The organism is Pseudomonas synxantha (assembly GCF_900105675.1).
In the GTDB taxonomy this organism is placed as follows: domain Bacteria; phylum Pseudomonadota; class Gammaproteobacteria; order Pseudomonadales; family Pseudomonadaceae; genus Aquipseudomonas; species Aquipseudomonas synxantha.
Genome location: NZ_LT629786.1, coordinates 180,312 through 204,592, shown reverse-complemented (window position 1 = coordinate 204,592; position 24,281 = coordinate 180,312). Strand labels below are relative to the sequence as shown.

At 61.0% G+C, this 24,281-nt stretch carries 24 protein-coding genes; 15 read left to right on the top strand and 9 right to left on the bottom strand.

Annotated elements, in window-relative coordinates; genetic code table 11:
* Positions 1 to 102: 102 nt before the first annotated feature.
* Positions 103 to 861 carry a Nif3-like dinuclear metal center hexameric protein gene (locus BLU48_RS00935; protein ID WP_057024884.1) on the bottom strand — a complete coding sequence of 253 codons (759 nt, stop codon included), beginning with the start codon at positions 859 to 861 and terminating at the stop codon, positions 103 to 105.
* Between the two features lie 101 nt (positions 862 to 962).
* On the opposite strand from BLU48_RS00935, the gene algW reads away from it, so the two are divergent.
* Positions 963 to 2,123 carry a Do family serine endopeptidase AlgW gene (gene algW, locus BLU48_RS00930; RefSeq protein ID WP_043049273.1) on the top strand — a complete coding sequence of 387 codons (1,161 nt, stop codon included), beginning with the start codon at positions 963 to 965 and terminating at the stop codon, positions 2,121 to 2,123.
* A gap of 110 nt (positions 2,124 to 2,233) precedes the next feature.
* Positions 2,234 to 4,327: a TonB-dependent siderophore receptor gene (locus tag BLU48_RS00925; RefSeq protein WP_057024883.1), complete on the top strand. Its 2,094-nt coding sequence runs from the start codon at positions 2,234 to 2,236 to the stop codon at positions 4,325 to 4,327.
* A gap of 127 nt (positions 4,328 to 4,454) precedes the next feature.
* On the opposite strand, the gene hemH is transcribed toward BLU48_RS00925, so the two are convergent.
* Positions 4,455 to 5,480 (bottom strand): ferrochelatase, encoded by a 1,026-nt coding sequence (gene hemH, locus BLU48_RS00920; protein ID WP_057024882.1) that lies wholly within the window; start codon positions 5,478 to 5,480, stop codon positions 4,455 to 4,457.
* A 14-nt stretch (positions 5,481 to 5,494) separates the two neighbouring features.
* Positions 5,495 to 6,394 carry a TIGR01777 family oxidoreductase gene (locus BLU48_RS00915; protein ID WP_057024881.1) on the bottom strand — a complete coding sequence of 300 codons (900 nt, stop codon included), beginning with the start codon at positions 6,392 to 6,394 and terminating at the stop codon, positions 5,495 to 5,497.
* 212 nt (positions 6,395 to 6,606) lie between these two features.
* Here BLU48_RS00915 and BLU48_RS00910 point away from each other — a divergent pair, with 212 nt between their 5' ends.
* From BLU48_RS00910 to BLU48_RS00860, 11 genes are all read left to right on the top strand, one after another.
* Entirely contained in the window at positions 6,607 to 7,593 is a 987-nt protein-coding gene (locus tag BLU48_RS00910; protein ID WP_057024880.1) for an NAD(P)/FAD-dependent oxidoreductase, read from the top strand.
* A complete protein-coding gene (locus tag BLU48_RS00905) occupies positions 7,590 to 7,805 on the top strand; it encodes a TIGR02450 family Trp-rich protein (protein ID WP_057024879.1) in 216 nt (71 codons plus the stop codon). The genes BLU48_RS00910 and BLU48_RS00905 overlap by 4 nt, the downstream gene beginning before the upstream one ends.
* A gap of 110 nt (positions 7,806 to 7,915) precedes the next feature.
* Complete coding sequence (locus BLU48_RS00900; RefSeq protein WP_057024878.1) at positions 7,916 to 8,875, top strand: YbgA family protein; 960 nt, start codon at positions 7,916 to 7,918, stop codon at positions 8,873 to 8,875.
* A gap of 3 nt (positions 8,876 to 8,878) precedes the next feature.
* A complete protein-coding gene (locus BLU48_RS00895) occupies positions 8,879 to 9,808 on the top strand; it encodes a MerR family transcriptional regulator (RefSeq protein ID WP_057024877.1) in 930 nt (309 codons plus the stop codon).
* Complete coding sequence (gene phrB / locus BLU48_RS00890) at positions 9,809 to 11,251, top strand: deoxyribodipyrimidine photo-lyase (RefSeq protein WP_057024876.1); 1,443 nt, start codon at positions 9,809 to 9,811, stop codon at positions 11,249 to 11,251.
* Positions 11,252 to 11,332: 81 nt separating this feature from the next.
* Positions 11,333 to 12,112 (top strand): SDR family NAD(P)-dependent oxidoreductase, encoded by a 780-nt coding sequence (locus BLU48_RS00885; protein ID WP_057024875.1) that lies wholly within the window; start codon positions 11,333 to 11,335, stop codon positions 12,110 to 12,112.
* Positions 12,109 to 13,356 carry an NAD(P)/FAD-dependent oxidoreductase gene (locus BLU48_RS00880; RefSeq protein ID WP_057024874.1) on the top strand — a complete coding sequence of 416 codons (1,248 nt, stop codon included), beginning with the start codon at positions 12,109 to 12,111 and terminating at the stop codon, positions 13,354 to 13,356. The genes BLU48_RS00885 and BLU48_RS00880 overlap by 4 nt, the downstream gene beginning before the upstream one ends.
* Positions 13,353 to 14,162: a DUF1365 domain-containing protein gene (locus BLU48_RS00875; protein ID WP_057024873.1), complete on the top strand. Its 810-nt coding sequence runs from the start codon at positions 13,353 to 13,355 to the stop codon at positions 14,160 to 14,162. Before BLU48_RS00880 ends, BLU48_RS00875 begins: the two co-directional genes overlap by 4 nt.
* The gene (locus tag BLU48_RS00870) at positions 14,149 to 15,420 is read left to right on the top strand and encodes an SAM-dependent methyltransferase (protein ID WP_057024872.1); all 1,272 of its coding nucleotides are present in this window, start codon (positions 14,149 to 14,151) and stop codon (positions 15,418 to 15,420) included. The genes BLU48_RS00875 and BLU48_RS00870 overlap by 14 nt, the downstream gene beginning before the upstream one ends.
* On the top strand, positions 15,413 to 15,904 hold the full coding sequence (locus BLU48_RS00865; protein ID WP_057024871.1) for a DUF2878 domain-containing protein: 492 nt from the start codon (positions 15,413 to 15,415) through the stop codon (positions 15,902 to 15,904). Before BLU48_RS00870 ends, BLU48_RS00865 begins: the two co-directional genes overlap by 8 nt.
* A gap of 54 nt (positions 15,905 to 15,958) precedes the next feature.
* Entirely contained in the window at positions 15,959 to 16,264 is a 306-nt protein-coding gene (locus BLU48_RS00860; protein ID WP_046070825.1) for a YkgJ family cysteine cluster protein, read from the top strand.
* 106 nt (positions 16,265 to 16,370) lie between these two features.
* On the opposite strand, the gene BLU48_RS00855 is transcribed toward BLU48_RS00860, so the two are convergent.
* The 6 genes from BLU48_RS00855 to hemA all read right to left on the bottom strand — a co-directional run bounded on the left by BLU48_RS00855 (position 16,371) and on the right by hemA (position 21,735).
* Complete coding sequence (locus BLU48_RS00855; protein WP_043049248.1) at positions 16,371 to 16,889, bottom strand: acyloxyacyl hydrolase; 519 nt, start codon at positions 16,887 to 16,889, stop codon at positions 16,371 to 16,373.
* Between the two features lie 110 nt (positions 16,890 to 16,999).
* Positions 17,000 to 17,794, bottom strand: coding sequence for a glutamate racemase (gene murI / locus BLU48_RS00850; RefSeq protein WP_057024870.1), 795 nt, complete (start codon positions 17,792 to 17,794; stop codon positions 17,000 to 17,002).
* Positions 17,787 to 18,542 carry a molybdopterin-synthase adenylyltransferase MoeB gene (locus BLU48_RS00845; RefSeq protein ID WP_057024869.1) on the bottom strand — a complete coding sequence of 252 codons (756 nt, stop codon included), beginning with the start codon at positions 18,540 to 18,542 and terminating at the stop codon, positions 17,787 to 17,789. The genes murI and BLU48_RS00845 overlap by 8 nt, the downstream gene beginning before the upstream one ends.
* Positions 18,536 to 19,366, bottom strand: a complete 831-nt coding sequence (prmC, locus tag BLU48_RS00840) for a peptide chain release factor N(5)-glutamine methyltransferase (RefSeq protein ID WP_057024868.1) — start codon at positions 19,364 to 19,366, stop codon at positions 18,536 to 18,538. The genes BLU48_RS00845 and prmC overlap by 7 nt, the downstream gene beginning before the upstream one ends.
* Complete coding sequence (gene prfA / locus BLU48_RS00835) at positions 19,367 to 20,449, bottom strand: peptide chain release factor 1 (protein WP_057013809.1); 1,083 nt, start codon at positions 20,447 to 20,449, stop codon at positions 19,367 to 19,369. It abuts the gene before it with no gap.
* Positions 20,446 to 21,735: a glutamyl-tRNA reductase gene (gene hemA, locus BLU48_RS00830; protein ID WP_057013808.1), complete on the bottom strand. Its 1,290-nt coding sequence runs from the start codon at positions 21,733 to 21,735 to the stop codon at positions 20,446 to 20,448. The genes prfA and hemA overlap by 4 nt, the downstream gene beginning before the upstream one ends.
* A gap of 182 nt (positions 21,736 to 21,917) precedes the next feature.
* Between hemA and BLU48_RS00825 the strand changes: the two genes are divergently transcribed.
* A complete protein-coding gene (locus tag BLU48_RS00825; protein ID WP_057024867.1) occupies positions 21,918 to 23,642 on the top strand; it encodes a tetratricopeptide repeat protein in 1,725 nt (574 codons plus the stop codon).
* Positions 23,643 to 23,646: 4 nt separating this feature from the next.
* Entirely contained in the window at positions 23,647 to 24,264 is a 618-nt protein-coding gene (lolB, locus tag BLU48_RS00820) for a lipoprotein insertase outer membrane protein LolB (RefSeq protein WP_057024866.1), read from the top strand.
* Positions 24,265 to 24,281: the final 17 nt, after the last annotated feature.

The window sequence follows — 24,281 nt, the reverse complement described above, 5'->3', positions numbered from 1 at the left end:
CTATTCAGGGCGCCAACTAGATCGAAACGGTATATGAATATGCCGCCGAGTTTGGCCTGAAATGGGGGGCTAGTATGGGAGGGGACAAGCCCCCTCCCACATTCAGATCGGGTTCGGGCAATCGATGAACAAGTGCTCCAGGGCAAAGCGTCGCGCCAGGTAGTCGCCCAACGCCTGGACGCCGTAGCGCTCGGTGGCGTGATGGCCGGCGGCGATGAAGCTGATGTCGTTTTCCCGTGCGCTGTGGAAGGTCTGTTCGGACGCCTCACCGCTCAGGTACAGGTCGACACCCGCGGCAATTGCCTGGTCGATATAGCCCTGACCACCCCCGGTGCACCAACCGACGCGACGGATCATCTGGCTGCCTTCGATCAGCAGTGGCTCGCGGCCCATCACGTCCTGCACGCGGCGAGCGAAGTCCCCGGCCGATAGAGGCTCAGCCAGGGAGCCAACCAGGCCGACGATCTTGGGGTTACTCGGGTCCAGCGGGCCTTCGACAGTGATGTCCAAGTGACGCGCCAGTTGCACGTTGTTGCCGACATCGGCGTGCAGGTCCAAAGGCAAGTGGTAGGCCAACAGGCTGATGTCATGCTTGAGCAGGGTCTTCAGGCGGCGCTGCTTCATGCCGGTGATGCACGGGTTCTCGCCCTTCCAGAAATAGCCATGGTGCACCAGCACCAGATCGGCCTTGGCTTCGACAGCGGCGTCCAGCAGCGCCTGGCTGGCGGTCACACCGCTGACGATGCGCATCACCTGCGGGCGCCCCTCGACCTGCAGGCCATTGGGGCAATAATCAGCAATTTTTGCACTGCCGAGGTAGCGGTCCGCTTCCTCGACGAGGGTAGTAAGGGGGACGGCCATAAAAGACTCCTAAATATCCGGTTCGCAGGCCTCGCAGCCTCGTATAATGCGCGACATTATGGGCGCTCTCCCGCCCCCTGCAACCTGTCAGGACTTACTTGATGCTCAAGGCACTGCGTTTTTTTGGATGGCCATTGTTGGCTGGCGTGCTGATCGCGATGCTGATTATTCAGCGTTATCCCCAGTGGGTGGGCCTGCCTACCCTGGATGTGAACCTGCAACAGGCGCCGCAGACCAGCACGGTGGTCCAAGGCCCGGTGACCTATGCCGATGCGGTCACCATTGCAGCACCTGCGGTGGTCAACCTGTACACCACCAAGGTCATCAACAAACCCGCTCATCCATTGTTCGAAGACCCGCAGTTCCGCCGCTACTTCGGTGACAACGGTCCCAAGCAACGCCGCATGGAGTCCAGCCTGGGTTCCGGGGTGATTATGAGCCCCGAAGGCTACATCCTCACCAATAACCATGTGACCAGCGGCGCCGACCAGATCGTGGTGGCCCTGCGTGACGGTCGCGAGACCTTGGCCCGCGTGGTAGGCAGCGACCCGGAAACCGACCTTGCGGTACTGAAGATCGATTTGAAGAACTTGCCGTCCATCACCCTCGGCCGTTCCGACGGTTTGCGCGTGGGTGATGTGGCGCTGGCCATTGGCAACCCGTTCGGCGTAGGCCAGACGGTCACCATGGGCATCATCAGCGCCACTGGGCGTAACCAGTTGGGCCTTAACAGCTACGAAGACTTCATCCAGACCGACGCGGCCATCAACCCAGGCAATTCCGGCGGCGCGCTGGTGGATGCCAATGGCAACCTGACGGGCATCAATACCGCGATTTTTTCCAAGTCCGGCGGCTCACAGGGCATCGGTTTCGCGATCCCGGTGAAGCTGGCGATGGAAGTGATGAAGTCGATCATCGAACACGGCCAGGTGATTCGTGGCTGGCTGGGCATTGAAGTGCAGCCACTGACCAAGGAACTGGCCGAGTCGTTCGGCTTGACCGGGCGCCCGGGCATCGTGGTTGCCGGGATCTTCCGCGACGGCCCGGCGCAGAAAGCCGGCCTGCAACTGGGCGACGTGATCCTCAGTATCGACGGAGCCCCGGCCGGTGATGGCCGCAAGTCGATGAACCAGGTGGCGCGGATCAAGCCGACCGACAAGGTGGCGATCCAGGTCATGCGCAACGGCAAGGAAATCAAGCTGTCGGCGGAAATCGGCCTGCGCCCACCGCCGGCAACGGCGCCGGTGAAAGAAGAACAATAGCCCACGCATACCAGGCGCCCATTCGCGGGCGCTTGCAGGGTACGTTTCACAGTATTCATTCTCATTAGGCATGTTATATTGTTTCAATATCGCCATTGGAACGCTCTATCATGCCGCCTCGCAAGTTTGTGCCCTCGGCCGGCCTGGCCCTGGGTTTGCTGCTCGACCCTGCCTACGCCGAAGAAAACACCCTGGAACTGGACACCATCAGCGTGACCTCCGAGGCCTATGAATCCGCCACCGGACCAGTCACGGGCTACCGTGCCACACGCTCGGCCAGTGCCACCAAGACCGACACCGCCGTGCGCGATATCCCACAGTCGATCAGCGTGATTCCGGCCACAGTGCTCAAGGACCTGGGCAGCACCAGTGTGGAACGCGCCCTGGAATTTGCCGGCGGCGTGTCCAAGCAGAACAACTTCGGCGGCCTGACCCTCTACGAATACAGTGTGCGCGGCTTCACCACGTCCGAGTTCTACCAGGATGGTTTCAGCGCCAACCGCGGTTACCCGAGCACACCCGATACTGCCAATATCGAACGCATTGAAGTGCTTAAGGGCCCCGCCGCCAGCCTGTATGGGCGTGGCGACCCTGGCGGCACGGTGAATATCGTCACCAAGAAACCCCAGCCCGACGCCTTCACCACCCTGCAGACCAGCGCTGCCAGTTGGGACCGCTACCGCACCGCTTTGGACGTGAATACACCGCTGGACGGCGAAGGGCGCGTATTGTCCCGGGTCAACCTGGCGGTGGAAGACAACCACAGCTTTCGCGATCACGTCGACAGCAAACGGGTGTTCGTCGCGCCTTCATTCAGTTGGCAACTCGACCCCGACACCCATCTGCTCGTAGAAAGCGAATTCGTGCGCCACAGCTCCACCTTCGACCGCGGCATCGTCGCCAATACCGGCATGTCCCACTCAACCTTCCTCGGCGAGCCCAACGACGGCAACATTGATAACCACAACAATCGCATCCAGGCCGCGTTGGAACACCACCTCAACGATGCCTGGAAGCTGCGCCTGGCCAGCCACTACAAGCAAGGCAGTCTGTGGGGCGACGCGTCGGAAAGCCGTGCGCTTTACGCGGATGGCCGCACCGTCAACCGCCGCTACCGTGAACGCTCCACGGGCTGGCACGACAGCATCACCCAGTTGGAACTACGCGGCCTGTTCGATATTGGCAGTTGGCAGCATGAACTGCTGATCGGCACCGAATACGAGGACTACCGCAAGAAAGAGCGCGTGACAGCGATCGATGGCGACTACCCTATCGATATCTATAAACCGGTCTATGGCCAGCCCAAAGCCAATGGCAAACGCTCTGGTACCGACTTCTTCGAACAGACCAAAAGCCACGCGCTGAATCTACAAGACCAGATCATCTTCACCGACCGCCTGCGCGGCATGATCGGCGCGCGCTTCGAACATTTCGAACAAAGCACCGACGACTTTGCCCGCAACCACGTCAAAAGTCGCCAGACCCACGACGCCTTTACCCAGCGCGCCGGCCTGCTCTACCAACTCACGCCACAAGTGGGGGTATTTGCCAACGCGTCCACCTCGTTCAAGCCAAACAGCGGCCTGGATGCCGGTGGCAAATCCTTCAAGCCAGAAGAAGGCGTGGGCTATGAGGTGGGGATCAAGAGCGAACTGTTTGACGAGCGACTCAGCGCCACCCTGGCCGCCTTCCATATCGAAAAGGAAAACGTTTTGGCCCTGGACCCGGCGACCGACACCAACCGCGCCATGGGCAAGGCTCGCAGCCAGGGCCTTGACCTGCAAGTGACCGGGCAAGTGACCGACGCCATACGTGTGATCGGCGCCTTCGCGTATATCGACGCCGAAGTGACCAAGGGCGACAAAGAAATCCCCACCGGCAGCCGCATTCTCGGCGTAGCCAAGCGCAGTGGCAGTCTGTTGGGGGTGTATGAATTCCAGGATGGCGCGTTGCGTGGCTCGGATCTGGGTGCAGCGTTCACTTATGTCGGTGATCGCTCCGGTGAAGCGGGTACAGGTTTCGAGCTGCCGGCCTATCACACCGTGGATTTGCTGGCCCACTACAAGGCTACGAAGAATGTCACCGTGGGGTTGAACCTTAACAATCTGTTCGATGAGAAGTACTACGAGCGGTCCTACAGCCGCTATTGGGCGAACCCCGGTGAACCGCGCAACCTCACCGTCAGCCTGACCCTCAATCTCTGACGAGCATGGGACTAAATGTGGGAGGGGGCTTGCCCCCGATAGCGGTGGATCAGTGACAGAAGTACTGACTGACACACTGCTATCGGGAGCAAGCCCCCTCCCACATTTAAGTCACCGCAAGGCTTGGCTACAAGGCAACGGGAGCTCGTTCGCACAGGGTATTAAGCGCCGCCGCCCACTGCGGGTCATCATTCAGGCACGGCACCAGCACCAACTCCTCGCCCCCCGCCGCGCGAAACTGCTCGCGACCGCGATCGCCAATTTCTTCCAGCGTCTCGATGCAGTCGGCGACAAACGCCGGGCACATCACCAGCAACTTTTTCACGCCTTGCTGGGCCAGCGCTTCCAGGCGTGTCTCGGTGTAGGGCTCGATCCACTTCGCCCGACCCAGACGCGATTGAAACGCGACCGACCATTTGCCATCGGGCAAGCCGGCACGCTCGGCAAAATCCCGGGCAACGCTGAAGCATTGCGCGCGATAGCACGTGGCGAGCACTTCAGGTGATGCATTCCTGCAGCAGTCGGCATCCTTGAAGCAATGCCCGCCGGTAGGGTCGAGCTTTTTCAGATGCCGTTCGGGCAAGCCATGGAAACTCAGCAACAAATGATCGTAATCCTGCGTCAGGTGAGCCTGGGTGCTGGTCACCAGGGCATCCAGATATTCGGGCTGATCATAGAAAGGTTGCAGGATCGAAAACTGGATATTCAGCTTCTTGTCGCGCACCACACGCTTGGCCTCCTCCACCACCGTGGTCACGGTGCTGTCGGCAAACTGCGGATACAACGGCGCCAGCGTGACGTTCTGGATGCCTTGGGCGGCCAAGCGCGTCAGGGTGGTTTCCAGGGACGGCTCGCCATACCGCATCGCCAGCTCCACCGGGCCATGGGTCCACTGCGCGGTCATCTGCTGTTGCAGGCGACGGCTCAGCACCACCAGCGGCGAACCCTCGTCCCACCAGATCGATGCGTAGGCATGGGCCGACTGCTCGGGACGCTTGATCAGGATCAGCGACACCAGCAAGCGCCTTACCGGCCAAGGCAAGTCGATCACGTAGGGATCCATCAGGAACTGATTGAGGTAGCTGCGCACATCGGCCACCGAAGTGGACTTTGGCGAGCCCAGGTTGACCAGTAACAACGCGTGATCCGTCATGCAACATCCTATCTCTAGAGGCGGCTGGACAAGTCGTCCAGAGCCGCACGCAATTGAGTGAACTGGAAAGTGAAACCCGCCGCCAACAGCCGCTCGGGCAGTGCCTTTTGCCCGCCCAGCAACAGGCCGGACAACTCTCCCAGACCAACCTTCAACACGAAGGCCGGCATCGGCATGAACGCCGGGCGATGCAACACCTGGCCCAGGGTCTTGGCAAACTCGCGGTTACGCACTGGGTGGGGCGCGCAGGCATTATAAGGACCGCTGGCGTCTTCCTTGTGCAGAAGAAAATCAATCAGGGCGATTTGATCCTTGATATGTACCCAGGGCATCCACTGCCGACCTTTGCCGATCGGCCCGCCCAGCGCCAGTTTGAACGGTAGCAACAGGCGCGACAAAAAGCCGCCCTCGGCCGCCAGCACCAGGCCGGTACGCACCAGCACCACACGTATGCCCAGGGCTTCGGCACGCTGGGCGGTTTCTTCCCAGGCAATGCACAGCTGGCTGGGGAAATCATCCAGTACCGGGCCGCTGGCCTCAGTCAATTCGCGCTCGCCGCCGTCGCCATACCAACCCACGGCGGAACCGGAGATCAGTACCGCCGGTTTTTGCTCCAGGCTTTCCATCCACGCCAGCAGGATTTCGGTGAGACTGATGCGACTGCTCCACAGCAACGCCTTGCGCTTGTGGGTCCAGGGCCGATCGGCAATGGGGGCACCCGCCAGGTTGACCACCGCGTCCACCGTGCCAATCACCTCTTGCAGACGAGCAACCCCAAGCACCTGCGCACCGCACACCCGGGCAACCGTTTCTGGTTGTCGGCTCCACACCGTCAGTCGATGGCCCTGGGCAAGCCAGTGCTTGCAGAGTTGACGGCCAATCAGGCCGGTACCGCCGGTCAGCAAAATATGCATGGGACTCTCCTCATGTAACGTTCGCCGCCGCTCACTGGTCTATTTTATAAGCAGGGATCATTTTGATAATTGAGCGTGACGAGCGTTTAAGCCTTAGCTTAACCATAGGTCACGCCACACAATCAGGCACGCCAAAACTTATACCAAAAAACAATATTGTACAGCTATTGGTGTCGGCGTAGTCTGTACCCAACGGTAAAACGAGGCCTCCCATGACTGTTCCTATCGCGATCATTGGTACCGGCATCGCCGGTCTCTCCGCCGCCCGAGCGTTACGAGACGCGGGGCATGTTGTACAACTCTTCGATAAAAGCCGCGGCAGCGGCGGACGCATGTCCAGCAAACGCAGCGATGCCGGAGCCCTGGACATGGGCGCACAATATTTCACCGCCCGTGACCGGCGCTTCGTCAACGAAGTGCAGCGCTGGCAAAGTAACGGCTGGGCAGAGCAATGGAAGCCCCAGCTGTACAACTTCAAGTCCGGCCAGCTGACGCCCTCGCCCGATGAACAGATCCGCTGGGTCGGCACGCCGCGCATGAGCGCCATTACGCGCGCGCTGCTCGATGACTTGCCGGTGCAGTTCGGTTGCCGCATCACCGAGGTATTCCAAGGTACGCAGCACTGGAACCTGCTCGACGCGGACGGCGGCAACCATGGCCCCTTCAGTCATGTGATCGTTGCCACGCCGGCGCCCCAGGCCACCACGTTGCTGGCCGCCGCGCCCAAACTGGCGAGTGCCGCGGCCGGCGTAAAGATGGACCCGACCTGGGCCATCGCCCTGGCATTCGACAAGCCCCTGGATACGCCAATGGAGGGCTGCTTCGTACAAGACAGCCCCTTGGATTGGCTGGCACGCAATCGCAGCAAACCCGGGCGTGACACCACCCTCGACACCTGGGTGCTGCACGCCACCAGCGCCTGGAGCAAGGCGCACCTGGACCTGCCCAAGGAAGCAGTAATCGAACACCTGCACGGCGCCTTCGCCGAGCTGCTGCACAGCGCCATGCCGGCGCCTTCGTTCAGCCTGGCGCACCGCTGGCTCTATGCCCGGCCGTCCAGCAGCCATGAGTTCGGAGTGCTGGCCGATGCCGACCTGGGATTGTTCGTCTGCGGTGACTGGTGCTTATCCGGCCGTGTGGAGGGCGCCTGGCTCAGCGGCCAGGAAGCGGCGCGGCGCTTGATCGAGCATCTTCAATGAATCGCATCAATCCCGCCAAACTGCTGCTGTCGAAATGGACGGCAGCACAGCCCCGCCACAAGGAAAAACATTTCCTGGTCACTGAAGTGTTTTGTGACGAAGAAGGCACTGTGCTGGAGATTGAACTGCAAGCCATCCTCACTCGGCGTACTGAACGCTTTTCCTGGCAGACCCTCCAGAACGTCGAAGCCTGGCAAATGGGTTGGAAGTAAACCCTGCAAAGACCTGTACAAATTATTTGACTTGTACAACATCGGACCTATGATGAGAGTTAGTTGTACAAGTTTTCCATCTTGTACAGGATTCTTGCAGAGGTTTGCTTATGTCCAGCAATGCAAAACCGAAGATCGCCATCAGTGCCTGCCTCCTGGGTGAAAACGTGCGCTTCAACGGTGGGCATAAACAATCCCTGCTGTGCACCCAGACCCTCAGCGACTATTTCGATTTTGTGCCGCTGTGCCCGGAAGTCGCCATCGGCCTGGGCATCCCTCGGGAGCCGATCCGCCTGGTGGGCGACCCTGCCGCGCCGCAAGCCGTTGGCACGGTAAACCGTGAGCTCAACGTTACGCAGCCTCTGGATGACTACGGGCAGCGAATGGCCCGGGAACACACCGACCTGTGCGGCTACATCTTCATGCAGAAGTCGCCGTCCTGCGGCCTTGAACGGGTCAAGGTATACCGCGACAACGGCACGCCCGTCGACGGTGGCGGGCGCGGTATCTACGCCCGGGCATTCTGCGCACGCCACCCCAACCTGCCGGTGGAAGAAGACGGCCGCCTGAATGACCCGGTGCTGCGCGAGAACTTCCTGACTCGCGTATTCGTTTACGCCAGTTGGCAGCGATTGCTGGCCGAGGGACTCACCCGTCACGGCCTGCTGACGTTCCACTCGCGCTACAAATACCTGCTGATGGCCCACAGTCCGGCGCATTACAAAAGCCTGGGCCATTTGCTCGGCAGCATGGGCAAGGGCGTCGATCTCCAGGCACTGGCCCACGGCTACTTCAGCGAGCTGATGGCAGGCCTGAAAAAGTGCGCCACACGCGGCACTCACACCAATGTATTGCAACACATCAGCGGCTACCTCAAGCAGGTCATCAGCGACGATGACAAACAGGAAATGCAAACCGTCATCGGCCAATACCGCCACGGCATTGTGCCGCTAGTGGTGCCGCTGACCCTGCTCAAGCATCACTTTCGCCAGCATCCGGACCGCTACATCGCGCAGCAGGCCTACCTGCAACCGCACCCGGAAAACCTCAGCCTGCGTAATGCGATTTAATCCATGAAACCTGCCCTGCTCGACGAACCCGGCGAAGACATTGCCCTGGCTTTGGAAAACGGCTGGTTGCCGATCCGTGAAGTGGCACGCCAGACCGGCGTCAACGCTGTGACCCTGCGCGCCTGGGAACGCCGCTACGGCCTGATCGTGCCCCAGCGCACGCCCAAGGGGCATCGGCTGTTCAGTACCGAACACGTGCAACGCATCCATGCCATCCTCACATGGCTCAATCGCGGCGTGCCAGTCAGCCAGGTCAAGGATTTGATCGATTCGGCCCAACCCAGTGCCGAGCCGATGGAAAACGAGTGGCACAGCCTGCGCCAGCATTTGCTCAGTGCCATCAGCGAACTGGCGGAACGCCGGGTCGACGATGCTTTCAACCAAGCCATGGCGCTCTACCCGCCGCGTACCTTGTGCGAACAATTGATGCTGCCGCTGCTCCGGGAGCTGGAGCAGCGTTGGCAGGGCCAGTTCGGCGCGCAGATGGAGCGGGTGTTTTTCCTGTCCTGGCTGCGCAGCAAGTTCGGCGCGCGGATTTATCACAACAATCGCCAGCTCCACGGCGCACCGCTGCTGCTGATCAACCATTCCGACTTGCCACTGGAACCACACTTGTGGCTCAGCGCCTGGCTGGCCAGCAGTGCCGATTGCCCGGTGGAAGTGTTTGACTGGCCACTGCCGGCCGGCGAATTGGCGCTGGCGGTGGAGCATCTGCAACCGCGTGCCGTGCTGTTGTACTCAAGCAAGGCCCTCCATTTGTCGGCACTCACAAAACTATTGGGCGGCGTCAGTTGCCCAATATTGATTGCCGGCCCAACGGTGTGTATCCATCACGTCGAGCTGGCCGACTTAACCCGTGACATGCCTGAATTGTTTGTGGCCGAAGACCCATTGGCGGCCCACCAGTTATTGATCCAGCGTGGAATTGTCTAAATGCATTTGATCTGGCTGCGCACCGACCTGCGCCTGCACGACAACACCGCCCTGGCTGCCGCGAGCCAGCGCGGCCCGGTCGTGGCCATTTACCTGGTCACGCCCGAGCAGTGGCTGGCCCATGATGACGCGCCGTGTAAAGTTGACTTCTGGCTGCGCAACCTGCGCCAGTTGAGCGTGGCGCTGGGCGAATTGAACATCCCGCTGTTGATCCGCCACGCGGCGACCTGGAACCAGGCGCCGACTGTGTTGAGCGAGGTGTGCCAGGAACTTTCGGTGGAATCGGTGCACGTCAACGAGGAATACGGCATCCACGAAAGCCAGCGCGATGCTGCGGTGGCCAAGGCCCTGGAAGCGCGCGGGGTGACCTTTCACAGCTACCTGGACCAGTTGTTGTTCCAGCCGGGCAGCGTGCTGACCAAGACCGGCACCTACTTCCAGGTGTTCAGCCAGTTCCGCAAGGTCTGCTACAACCGCCTGCACACTTCCCTGCCCCGCCTGGTCGCAACGCCCAAGGCGCAGGCCAGGCTTGAGTTGAAAAGCGATCCTGTGCCGACAACGGTAGAAGGTTTCGAGCCCTCCAGCGACAGCTTGCGCGCCCTCTGGCCCGCCGGTGAAGACGAAGCTCGCCGCCGTCTCGACGCCTTCGCCAACCAGCAGATCAGCTATTACAAGGACGAGCGCGACTTCCCGGCCAAACCCGGCACCAGCCAACTGTCCGCCTACCTCGCCGCCGGGGTAGTGTCGCCGCGCCAGTGCTTGCACGCCGCGCTGCAAACCAACCAGGGCGAGTTCGAAAGCGGCGACATCGGCGCCATCACCTGGATCAATGAGTTACTGTGGCGCGAGTTCTACAAACATATCCTGGTCGGATACCCACGGGTGTCCAGGCACCGCGCCTTTCGCCCGGAAACCGAAGCACTGGCCTGGCGCGACGCGCCTGCGGACCTGGCCGCCTGGCAACAGGCACGTACCGGACTGCCAATCATCGACGCGGCCATGCGCCAACTGCTGGAAACCGGGTGGATGCACAACCGCCTGCGCATGGTGGTGGCGATGTTCCTGACCAAGAACCTGCTGATCGACTGGCGCGAAGGCGAGCGCTTTTTTATGCGGCACCTGATCGACGGCGACCTGGCGGCCAACAACGGCGGCTGGCAGTGGAGTTCATCGACCGGCACCGACTCGGCCCCCTACTTCCGAATTTTCAGCCCGCTGAGCCAATCGGAAAAATTCGACGGCGATGGCATCTTCATCAAGCGCTGGCTGCCGGAACTCGCAGCGCTGAACAAAAAAGAGGTGCATAACCCGGCAGCGGCCGGCGGCCTGTTCGGCGTGGCGGATTACCCGCGGGCCATCGTTGACCTGAAGCAGTCCCGGGAGCGTGCCTTGGCCGCCTTTCGCAGCCTGCCTTCACGTCAGGAGATGGCCGAACATGAGTGACAATTTCGCTGGTTTGGTCCTGCTATATGAACACGTACCGGTACTTGGACGTACCGTCAGTTGGCTGAAAAGGAGAATGGGATGAACCTTGCTCCCCGACGTTATTGGTTGACCGGCGCCAGCAGTGGCATCGGTGCCGCGCTGGCCGTGGAGTTGCTCAACAGCGGCGCCCACGTGGCACTCAGCTCCCGCACCAAAGGTCCGCTGGAAGCGCTCGCCCATCGCTATCCGGGGCAAGTGCTGGTGGTGGCCGGCGACCTGACCAACAGCCAGACCGTGCGCGAGATCGGTGAACGTATCGGCGAGGTCTGGGGTGCCCTGGACACGGTGATCCTTAATGCCGGCACCTGTGAATATGTCGACGCCCGGCAATTTGACTCCTCGATCATCGAGCACGTAGTGCGCACCAACCTGCTGGCCAGCAGTTATTGCATCGAGGCTGCGCTGCCGCTGTTGCGCGCCGGGCTTACCCCGCACCTGGTGGGCGTGGCCAGCGCCGTGACTTATCTGCCAATGCCCCGCGCCGAAGCCTATGGCGCGTCCAAGGCAGGGCTGCGCTACCTGTTCGAATCCCTGCGCATCAGCCTGTCGCCGGAAAACATTGACGTCACGGTGATCAGCCCTGGCTTTGTGGACACGCCGCTGACCGAGCGCAATGATTTCCCGATGCCCTTGAGCTGGTCCGCTAACAAAGCGGCACGGCATATCTTTGCAAAACTGGAAAAACGCCCGCTGGAGATCGCCTTCCCGGCGATGTTCATCGCCACCCTGTGGCCTTTGTCCAAGCTGCCCAACCGGGCGCAACTGATTATCGGCAAGCGCATGCTGCGCAGCCCGCCGCCGCACACGGACGAACTGTGAAGATCGCCATCATCGGCAGCGGCATCGCCGGGCTGACCAGCGCCTACCTGCTCAGCCGCCGCCACGACATTACCTTGTTCGAAGCGGGTGACTGCATCGGCGGGCATACCCATACGGCCAACGTGACAGTTGAGGGAAAAAGCTATGCGGTGGACACAGGCTTCATTGTGTTCAATGACTGGACCTACCCTAATTTCATCCGCCTGCTGGGCCAGATTGGCGTCAAATTCAAACCCACCGAGATGAGTTTTTCGGTGTGCGACCAAAGCACCGGCTTCGAGTACAACGGCAACAACCTCAACAGCCTGTTTGCCCAGCGCCGCAATCTTCTGTCGCCGGGCTTCTGGGGCATGTTGCGCGATATCCTGCGCTTCAACCGCCAGGCCCCCCTGGACCTGCAAGCGCAGCGCATCAGCGCCGAGATGACCCTCGGCGACTATCTTGCAGCCGGCGGCTATGGCCCCAGGTTTATCCGGCACTACATCGTGCCGATGGGCGCGGCAATCTGGTCGATGTCCCTGGCCGACATGCTCAACTTTCCGCTGCAGTTCTTTGTGCGCTTCTTCAAGAACCACGGCTTGCTCTCGGTGAGCAACCGCCCGCAATGGTGCGTGATCGAAGGCGGCTCCAGCCGCTATATCGAACCGCTGACCCGCAGCTTTATCGAACAAGTACGACTCAATTGCCCTGTGCATAAGGTGCAACGCACGGACGATGGCGTGGTTATCCACAGTCCCGCCGGCAGCGAAACCTTCGACCGTGTGGTGTTCGCCTGCCACAGCGATCAGGCCCTGGCCTTGCTCGCCGATCCCAGCCAGGCTGAACAGGAGATCCTCGGTGCGCTGCCCTACGCCAACAACGACGTGGTGCTGCACACCGACACGCGCCTGCTGCCCGACCGCAAACTGGCCTGGGCCAGCTGGAATTACCGGCTGACCGGCAACCAGCAGCCTCAGGCGGCTGTGACCTACGACATGAACATTCTGCAAGGTATCGACAGCACCACCACCTTTTGCGTCAGCCTCAACCAGACGCAGATGATCAACCCGTTGAAGATCCTTGCGCGCTACACCTATGCCCATCCGCAGTACAGCCTGGCCGCCGTGGCCGCTCAAGCCCGCTGGGAAGAACTGCACGGTGCGCGCAACACCTTCTACTGCGGTGCCTACTGGGCCAACGGTTTTCACGAAGACGGAGTGGTCAGTGCCCTGCGCGTGGCCCAAGCCTTTGGGGAAGCCCTATGAATAGTGCCCTGTACAGCGGCTGGATCGCCCATCGCCGGTTTGCGCCCAGGGCCCACGCCTTTCGCTACCGCATCGGCCTGCTGTACCTGGACCTCAGCGAAGAGGATGAAGTGCTTGGCCTGTCGCCCATGGCCGGCCCAAGTCGCTTGGCGCCCTTCGGTTTCCGCCAGCAGGACTATCTGCGTGAATTCACCCGCCACGGCATGAGCTTGAGCGATGCCGTGCGCCACGAAGTCGGCAAGGCACTGGGGCATACACCCCGGGGCGTTATCTGCCTACTGACCCAGGCCCGCAGTTGGGGCCTGGCTTTTAATCCTGTGAGTTTCTTCTACTGCTTCGAGGCCGACGGACGATTGGCCGCGATCCTGTGTGAAGTGACCAACACCCCCTGGCGCGAGCGCTATCACTACGTGCTGCCGGCCCAGGCGCTCGCCGCCGATGAGCACCAGCATTTCGCCGTGGCCAAGGCTTTTCATGTGTCGCCCTTTTTACCGCGCGACCTGGAATACCGCATGAGTTTCAGCCCGCCTGCCGCCAGGCTCGGCGTGCACATGGCCGACTGGCAGGGCCCACAGAAACTCTTCGACGCCACCCTGAGCCTGGAACGGCAACCTCTGAGCCGCGCCAGTCTGCATGGTTATTTATGGCGTTTTCCCTGGATGACCGCCAAGACTTGCCTGGCGATCTACTGGCAAGCCTTGCGCCTACTGCTCAAGCGCACACCGATTTTCCCCCACCGGGCCGCCGATGGCGTCTCTCGCACCGCAGTTGGGTACACCAAGGATCGCCACCATGAAATCCCCTAGCTTATCGGTCAAGGCCAACCGCCTGAACGTCAACGGTGTGACCGCCGCCTTGTTGCGCAAGGGCGTGCTGCGCCAGTTCAGCCAATTGCGCCATGGTCAGTTGGTGATCATCGAAGATGGCGAGCGACAAGTCTTCGGCGCCCGGGAAGCACGCCTGCTGGGGGAGATCCAGATTCTCGACTCGGCGGCCTGGGGCCTGGTGGCGGCCAATGGTTCAATCGGTGCCGGCGAAGCGTTTATCCACGGTTACTGGACCAGCCCGGACCTTACCGCCGTGGTCCGGGTGATGGTCAGCAACCTGGACGTTCTCGACGCCATGGAGGGTGGCCTGGCACGCCTGGCCCGGCCGTTCACCCAAGGCTTGCATTGGCTCAACCGCAACACGCGCAAGGGTGCGCAGAAAAACATTGCCGCCCATTACGACCTGGGCAACGACCTGTTCGAAGAGTTCCTCGACCCCACCATGATGTACTCGGCGGCGCAGTTCCTGACGCCCGATGACACCCTGGAACAGGCGCAACTGAACAAGTTGGCGCGTATCTGCCAGAAGCTGGCGCTCAAGCCCAGTGACCATCTGCTGGAAATCGGCACCGGCTGGGGCAGCATGGCGCTGTATGCGGCGCAGCACTACGGTTGCAAGGTCACCACCACGACCTTGTCCAAGGAGCAGTTCGCCTACACCGCGCAACGCATCCAGGCACTGGGCCTGCAAGATCAGGTGACCTTGCTGCTAAGCGACTATCGTGACCTCACCGGCACGTACGACAAGCTGGTATCGATCGAAATGATCGAAGCAGTGGGCCATCGCTTCCTGCCCACCTATTTCAAGCAATGTGCCCATTTGCTCAAGCCCGACGGCCTGATGCTGCTACAAGCCATCACCATCCGCGAACAACGCTTCGAGCAGGCCAAGCGCAGCGTCGACTTTATCCAGCGCTATATCTTCCCTGGCGGCGCCTTGCCCTGTGTACAAAACATGCTGCAGATCGTCAGCCGCGACACAGACATGAACCTGTTGCACATGGAAGACTTCGGCCTGCACTACGCACGCACCCTGCGCCTGTGGCATGAGAACTTTCGTCGCGCCCATGGCCGCCTCACCGAATTGGGCTACGACGAGTACTTCCTGCGTTTGTGGGAGTTTTACCTGTGCTACTGCGAGGGCGGCTTCATGGAACGCTCCATTGGTACGGCGCAATTGCTGCTGGCCAAACCGGCGGCGATCAACCCACCGTTGCTCGGGCGCTTCAGTGCTTAAACCCTTGGCCAATGCCGTGCTGTTCCAGTGCGGCTGGTTTGCCTGCGTGCTTGGCGGCGATAGTCTGTGGCTGCTGGTGGGCGTGGCGGTACTGGGAATCCATTGGCTGTGGATAAGTTCGCCGGCGGATGACGGCGTGCTTATCGTGACAGTGACACTCGCAGGCACGCTGCTGGACACGCTATTACGCACCCTGGGAGTTTTCCACTTCAGCGAGCCCGGGCCGATGATTCCATTCTGGTTGATGTTGTTATGGGCATTGCTGGCCACGACCTTGCGCCATTGCCTGGCCTGGAGCGCACGGCCCTGGTGGCTTGCCAGCCTGCTGGGCGCGGTGGGCGGGCCTCTGTCTTATTACGCAGGCAGCCAGTTGGCGGGGGTGAGTTTTGGCTACGCAACCTCAGCCACATTGATCGGCCTGGCGTTGTTATGGGCCATGCTGTTTCCCTTGCTGCATAGGGTCGCACGGGGATTGGAGAATTGACGCCCGTCCGAGCTTTAATACGCGCCTGACCGACTTGCCTTACACTGCGCGCCTATGACCAACATCCCCCATATCCAAATCACCGAACCTGCCGTCACCTGCTCGACGTGTGCGGCCTGCTGCTGCCAGTTGGAGGTCATGCTGATCACCGACACCGGTGTACCGCAGCGCTTTATCGATACCGACGATTGGGGCGGTGAAGTGATGCTGCGCCTGGACGACGGCTGGTGCGCCGCGCTGGACCGGGACACGATGATGTGCACGATTTACGCGCTTCGGCCATTGATCTGCCGGGAATTTGAGATGGGTGCGCCGGAATGCCTGGAAGAGCGCGAAGGCATCGCCACGGTCTATCGCTGACCTGTAGGAACGAGCTTGCTCGCGAAAAATCTGAACGCGCCACGTCAACCCAGATTCACTGCGTTATCGTTGACGTTCTTCGCGAGCAAGCTCGTTCCTACATTGCTTACAGCGGCATGGTGTAGTGCAACGAGTAGCTCTCTACCCCATCGTTATTGCTGCTGATACCGGCGTTGGAATAGTGCGTGGCGCGAATGCCCACTTCATGCCCGCCGTTGAAGCGCAGGCCGAAACCCAGGCGGTCTTCGAACTGAAAAGATTGGCCGATGTTGTTGTCTTCCAGACGGGTGCGGGAGAACAGTGCCACCCCGATACCGGCTTCGATGTAGGGTTTGACCGACTCGCCGGCAAATTCATACACAAACACCGGCGAGAACGACAGGCTGCTTGCCCCTGCACGGTCATCACCTTCCCAATAGGTATAAGCGCCGCTCCAGTAGCCGGTCAGACGGCCAACGTTGCTTTGCATCCAGCTCTTATCCCAATCCGAGGTCAGGCCCAGTCGATAGGTCAACGTCGAATCACTGGTGCTCCCCAACCCGAACTCCAGGCCAGCGGCCTGGGCTGAAACAGAGTGTCCCAACACAGCGGCCGCAATCGCAGCCAAACAGAACAAGCGCTTCATAAGAAACATCCTTTCCGAACGAAGTTATATGGTTTTAAACAGGCTAACTGGCTATAGAAGCTGAGGCATAGACGGAAGTTCAGCTTTTTTCAGCGCATTTCACGAAATTTTCACGAAGCAAAGCTTCGCACAATTCCGGGCTGTTTCCATAGTGTCGGTAGGATTTTTCTTAAGTGAAACAGATCACCGCTGGTCCAGAACTGTGCAGGTTCAGGATCGCCAGCGGCCAGCAGGTCGCGCTCACCCAATAAGCGCTTGAGCTGGCGCGCCACGGCGGCGCCGGTATCAATGAGGATGATGTTGGGGGGGAGCATCTGCGCCAGCAGTGGCTTGAGGAAGGGATAGTGGGTGCAACCCAGGATGATGGTGTCGCAACCGGCGCTGATCAGCGGTTCGACATAGCCCTGCAACAGCTTGTGCAAGACAGCACTGTCCAGGTCGCCGGTTTCGATCAACTCCACAAGGCCCGGACACGGCTGGGTAATCACCCGCACATCGGTGGCGAAGCGGTCGAGCAAGGCGGCGAACTTGGCGCTTTGCAGGGTGCCAGTGGTGGCGAGCACACCGACAACGCCACTGCGCGTGGCAGCAGCGGCGGGCTTGACCGCAGGCTCCATGCCGACCAACGGCCAATCGGGGTAGTCCCGGCGCAAATCGGCAACGGCGGCGACGGTGGCCGTGTTACAGGCAATCACAAACGCCTTCGCGCCGCGCTCGCGGAAAAACTCAGCGACGGAACGGGAACGCTCGAGAATGAATGCCGGGGTTTTCTCGCCATAAGGGATATGCCCACAGTCGGCCACGTACAACAGTGACTCATGCGGCAATAATTGCTGGATTTCCTCCAGCACCGTCAGGCCACCAATGCCGGAGTCGAACACACCGATGGGCGCGCCCTTAACCATGCTGGGGTCCGCAGACGCTGCAGCCAGGGTCGCGCTTGACGCGCAGCTCGCGAAAGCGCGTGGTCAGGGCATCGATCAGCAACAGCCGGCCCACCAGTGGCTCACCAAAACCCGCCAGCAGTTTCAAGGCTTCCAGCGCTTGCAAGCTGCCGACCAGGCCTACTAACGGCCCGACTACCCCGGCTTCACTGCAGGTCAGCTCGGTGTCGCTGCCGTGCCCATATAAACAGTGGTAGCACGGGCTGTCGGCGCGCCGTGGATCGAATACCGACAATTGCCCCTCCAGGCGAATCGCCGCGCCACTGATCAACGGCTTGTCGGCGGCGACACAGGCAGCGTTGACCGCTTCGCGGGTGGAGAAGTTGTCGCTGCAATCAAGCACCACGTCCACTGCGACTACGGCGGCGGCCAGCGAGTCGGCATCCAGCGCCGTGCGATGGGCGACCAAGGTGATTTCAGGGTTGATCGCGCTCAGCCGACGCTGGGCCGAATCGACCTTGGTCTGCCCTACGCTGTCGGTATCATGGATGATCTGGCGTTGCAGGTTGGTCAGGTCAACCGTGTCAAAGTCGGCCAGGTGCAACTCACCCACACCGGCAGCGGCGAGATACAGCGCAACCGGTGCGCCCAGGCCACCCAGGCCGACGATCAGCGCGCGACTCTGTTTCAGGCGCAACTGGCCTTCAACGTCGACATGCTGCAACAAAATCTGCCGGCTATAGCGCAACAGCTCCTGATCGGTCAGCACGGGCGGCGTCCCAGGCTGATGCGTTCGTGACCGCCGAGGTCGATGCGGCTGTGTAGGTTTTCGAACCCCTGGTCCAGCATCAAGTCCCGCACGGCCGCAGCCTGGTCGTAGCCATGCTCGAGCAGCAACCAGCCACCGGCATTCAGATGGGCCGGGGCTTGCTTGATGATCAGGCGCAAATCGTCCAGGCCATCGTGGCCCGCCACCAGCGCGCTGGCCGGCTCGAAACGGACGTCGCCAGCCACCAGGTGGGGGTCATTGTCGGCGATGTAGGGTGGGTTACTGATGATCAGGTCAAAACTGTGGCCTTGCAAAGCGCTGAACCAATGGCTGTTCAGCACCGTGGCGTTGTTGAGGTGCAGGCGCTGGCGATTGCGCTCGGCCAGGGCCACGGCTTCCAGCACGCGGTCGACGGCCGTGACGTGCCAGGCCGGGCGTTCGCTGGCCAAGGCCAAGGCGATGGCGCCACTGCCGGTGCCCAGGTCGAGGACGTTGGCGCGCGTGGCGGGCAGCAACTCCAGGGCGGCCTCCACCAGCAGTTCGGTTTCCGGACGCGGGATCAGCGTGTGCGGCGCGACCTCCAGGTCGAGCTTCCAGAAGCCCTGCTGGCCGAGGATATACGCCACTGGCTCGCCGCTGCGGCGGCGCTGCAGGTAGCCGGCAAAGGTCAGGGCATCTTCGCTGCTGACGATCTTTTCCGGCCAGGTGTGCAAGTAGCTGCGCGATTTGCCCAGGGCAGCAGCCAGCAGCAGCTCCACATCCAGGCGTGCAGTCGGCGAATCGGGCAGGTCGGCAGCGCGCAGCAGGCTGGCAATAATGGTCATTTATTCACCTATCGCCGCCAATTGATCAGCCTGGTATTCGGCAAGCAACGGCTCGATCACCGCATCCACGCCACCGGCGAGAATCTCGTCCAGGGAGTAAAGGGTCAGGTTGACACGATGGTCGGTGACCCGGCCCTGGGCAAAATTGTAGGTACGGATACGCTCGGAGCGGTCGCCCGAGCCCACCAGCAGCTTGCGCTCGCTGGCAATCGCATTGGCGGCGGCGCTGGTCTGCTGGTCGTTCAGCTTGGCCGACAGCCAGGACATGGCCCGCGCACGGTTCTTGTGTTGGGAGCGTTCTTCCTGGCACTCCACCACGATGCCCGACGGCAAGTGGGTGATACGGATTGCCGAATCGGTCTTGTTGACGTGCTGGCCACCCGCACCGGATGAGCGGTAGGTATCCACGCGCAAGTCCGCCGGATTGATCTCGATGGCTTCCTGCTCGTCCGGCTCGGGCAGCACCGCCACGGTGCACGCCGAGGTGTGGATACGGCCCTGGGACTCTGTCGCCGGGACACGTTGTACGCGGTGGGCGCCGGACTCGAATTTCAGCTTGCCATAGACGTTGTCACCTTCGACCCGGGCAATGACTTCTTTATAGCCGCCGTGTTCACCTTCGTTCTCGGACAGGATCTCGACCCGCCAGCCACGTCGTTCGGCATAGCGCGAGTACATGCGAAACAGATCGCCGGAGAAAATCGCTGCCTCGTCGCCACCGGTGCCGGCGCGGATTTCGAGGTACACGTTGCGCCCGTCATTGGGATCCTTGGGCAGCAGCATGCGTTGCAGGTCGCTTTCCAGCTCGGCGAGCTTTTCCTTGGCTTCGCGAACTTCTTCCACGGCCATTTCACGCATGTCCGGGTCGCTGTCCTTGAGCAGCGCCTGGGCGCCTTCGAGGTCGGCCTGCACTTTCGTGAGGCTTTTATAGGTAGCTACAATGGGCTCAACTTCTGCGTATTCCTTTGAATAAGCACGGAACTTGGCCTGATCGGAAATGACCTCGCCATCGCCGAGCAAGGCGGTCAGTTCTTCGAAACGGTCCTGGAGCACGTCCAGTTTATTGAGCAGTGACGCTTTCATTGCGATTTTTTATCCGAAGAGCTGTCTGACGCGCCCTCACCGAGGGCAAAGAGTTCCTGGGCCATGGCCAGCGCATCGAGGCGGCCTTCGGCAGTAAGCTTTTTCAACTGGACGCTGGGAGCGTGGAGCAGCTTGTTGGTCAGGCCACGGGCCAATTGCATCAGTACCTCTTCGGCGCCGCTGCCGTTGGCCAGCATCCGCTGGGCCTTGAGCAACTCTTCATCACGCAGGCGTTCGCCCTGCTGACGATACGCCTTGAGCACATCCACCGCCGCCAGTTCACGCAGGCGCACCATGAAATCTTCGGCGCCAGTGCTGACCATTTCCTCTGCGGCCTGGGCGGCACCCTGGCGGCTCTTGAGGTTCTCGGCAACCACCTCATGCAAATCGTCGACGCTGTAGAGGTAAACGTCGTCCAACTCGCCGACTTCGGGTTCGATATCCCGGGGAACGGCGATGTCCACCATGAAGATCGGCTTGTGCTTGCGCAGCTTCAACGCGCTTTCGACCGCGCCCTTGCCAAGGATCGGCAACTGGCTGGCGGTGGAGCTGATGACGATATCACTGCGTACCAATTCAGCCGGGATATCCGACAGCAGCACGGCGTGGGCACCGAACTGCTCGGCAAGGATACTCGCTCGTTCAAGGGTGCGGTTGGCAACCACAATGCGTTTCACGCCCAGGTCATGCAGGTGACGGGCCACCAGGGTGATGGTTTCCCCGGCGCCAATCAGCAAGGCCTGGCTGCGCTGCAAATCGCTGAAAATCTGCTTGGCCAGGCTCACGGCGGCAAAGGCCACCGACACCGGGTTTTCGCCGATAGCCGTGTCGGTGCGCACCTGTTTGGCGGAATTGAACGTGGCCTGGAACAGCCGGCCCAGCAATGGACCGACAGTGCCGGCCTCACGCGCCACGGCATAGGCGGATTTCATCTGGCCAAGAATCTGCGGCTCGCCCAGCACCAGCGAATCGAGGCCGGCCGCCACGCGCATCATGTGACGAACTGCCGCATCCTCTTCATGCACATAGGCACTGGCGCGCAGGTCATCGAGGCTCAAATGGTGATAATCAGCCAGCCAGCGCAGTACGACATCCGCGCAAAGATGTTCCTGCTCTATATAGAGCTCGCTGCGATTGCAGGTCGAAAGGATCGCAGCTTCGCGGCTGTCGGTGAGCCGGCAGAGCTGCTGCAGGGCCTCAACCAACTGCTCTGGCGTAAACGCCACGCGCTCGCGCACGTCTACGGAGGCAGTCTTGTGGTTAATACCGAGTGCGAGGAAGGCCATTCAATATCGCTGATGATGTCGGGAAGCCGACAATTGTCCTACTTCGAAAGATCCAGAACAACCACCGTCGTCTATTGTCCTAATTCGTTATGCCTATAAAGGCTTGCATTGAGACTCGGTTATGTTTGGCCGAAGGCTTGTGTCATGATGATCCGACCGCAGGTTAGTCGTCCTCTTCCTATATGAATAGATCTTCCGCGTTGCTCCTTGCTTTTGTCTTCCTCAGCGGCTGCCAGGCCATGGCACCCGTGTCGCCGGACGCTGCGCCGCCGGTGGAAGACAGCACCCCCGCCCCTGAAAAGCCCAAGGTTTATTCCTCGTTCAGTGAAGAAACGATCTACAGCCTGCTGACCGCTGAATTGGCCGGCCAGCGCAATCGTTTTGATATTGCGCTGGATAATTATGTGACCCAGGCCATCAACACCCAGGACCCGGGCATCTCCGAGCGAGCGTTTCGCATCGCCGAATACCTGGGCGCCGACCAGGCTGCGCTGGACACTTCGCTGATCTGGGCGAAAAACGCCCCGGATGACCTGGAAGCCCAACGTGCGGCTGCCGTGCAACTGGCCCGTGCAGGACGCTATGACGACTCCATGGTCTATATGGAGAAAGTCCTGCAGGGCAAGGGCGACACACATTTCGACTTCCTTGCGCTGTCGGCCGCCGACACCGACCAGGACACGCGCAATGGCCTGATGAAAAGTTTCGACCGCCTGCTGCAAAAACACCCGAAGAACAGCCAACTGGTGTTCGGCAAGGCTCTGTTGTTGCAACAGGATGACGAGGCCGACGCCGCACTCAAGTTGCTGGAGCAAAACCCACCGGAAGACGGCGAGATCGCGCCGATCCTGCTGCGCGCGCGCCTGCTGCAAAACCTCAACCGCGGCAAGGAAGCGATTCCGCTGCTGGAAAAAAGTATCAAGAAATACCCGGACGATAAGCGCCTGCGCCTGACTTACGCACGCATGCTGGTGGAGCAGGACCGCATGGAGGACGCCAAAGTGCAGTTCGCCAACCTGGTCCAGCAATACCCGGACGACGACGAACTGCGTTATTCCCTGGCACTGGTCTGCCTGGAAGCCAAGGCCTGGGACGAGGCCAAGGGCTATCTGGAAGAACTGATCGAACGCGATAGCCACGTGGACTCGGCGCACCTGAACCTCGGCCGCATTGCCGAAGAGCGCAACGACCCGCAGGCCGCCCTGCTGGAATACGCCCAGGTCGGCCCCGGCAACGACTACCTGCCGGCCCAACTGCGCCAGGCTGACATCCTGATGAGCAACGGCCGTACCGACGAGGCGGAAAAACGCCTGGCCGCGGCCCGCGATGCCGAGCCGGACTACGCTATCCAGCTGTACCTGATCCAGGCCGAGACTTTGTCGGCCAACAAGCAGGGCGAACGCGCCTGGAAGCTGCTGCAACAAGCATTGCTGCAATACCCTGACGATTTGAACCTGCTGTACACCCGCGCCATGCAGGCGGAAAAACGCAATGACCTGGCCCAGCTGGAAAAAGACCTGCGGCTGATCATCAAGCGCGACCCGGACAACGCCATGGCACTCAATGCCCTGGGTTACACCTTGTCCGACCGCACCACGCGCTATGCCGAAGCCAAAGTGTTGATCGAACAAGCCCACCAGCTCAACCCGGAAGACCCGGCCGTGCTCGATAGCCTGGGCTGGGTGAACTATCGCCTGGGCAACCTCGACGAAGCCGAGCGTTTGCTGCGCCAGGCACTGGAGCGTTTTCCCGATCAAGAAGTCGCCGCACACCTGGGCGAAGTGCTCTGGGCTAAAGGCAAGCAACGAGAAGCGCGACAAATCTGGGAAAAATTCCTCAAGGAACAACCCGAAAGCCCCATCCTGCGCGGCACCATCAAGCGCCTGACCGGATCCGAGACCCTTTAAGCTTATGTTCTTGCGCCACATTATTGTTTTCAGCTTCATCGCCTTGCTCGCCGGTTGCGCGGGCATAGACAGCCGCGAATCCGTTGAAGGCCAGGGCAGCCCGGCCCAATGGAAACAACACAAGGACCAGCTGAGCAGTATCGATGGCTGGCAGATCGAGGGAAAAGTCGGCGTTCGTGCGCCGAAAGACTCCGGCAGCGGTACCCTGTTCTGGCTGCAACGCCAGGACTACTACGATATTCGTCTCTCCGGCCCGCTGGGCCGGGGCGCGGCGCGCCTGACCGGCCGACCGGGGCAAGTGAGCCTGGAAGTGGCCAACCAGGGCCGCTACGAAGCAAGCTCTCCGGAAGAACTGCTGGAGCAGCAGATCGGCTGGAAGCTGCCTGTCTCGCATCTGGTCTGGTGGGTACGCGGCTTGCCGGCGCCCGACAGCAAGAGCCGCCTGAGCCTCAACGGCGACAGCCGCCTGGCCACGCTGGAGCAGGATGGTTGGCAGGTGGAGTACTTGAGCTACGTTGAACAAAGCGGTTATTGGCTGCCCGAACGCATCAAGCTGCACGGCACCGACCTTGACGTCACGCTGGTGATCAAGGACTGGCAACCTCGCAAGCTGGGGCAATAACGTGACCACCGCTCGTC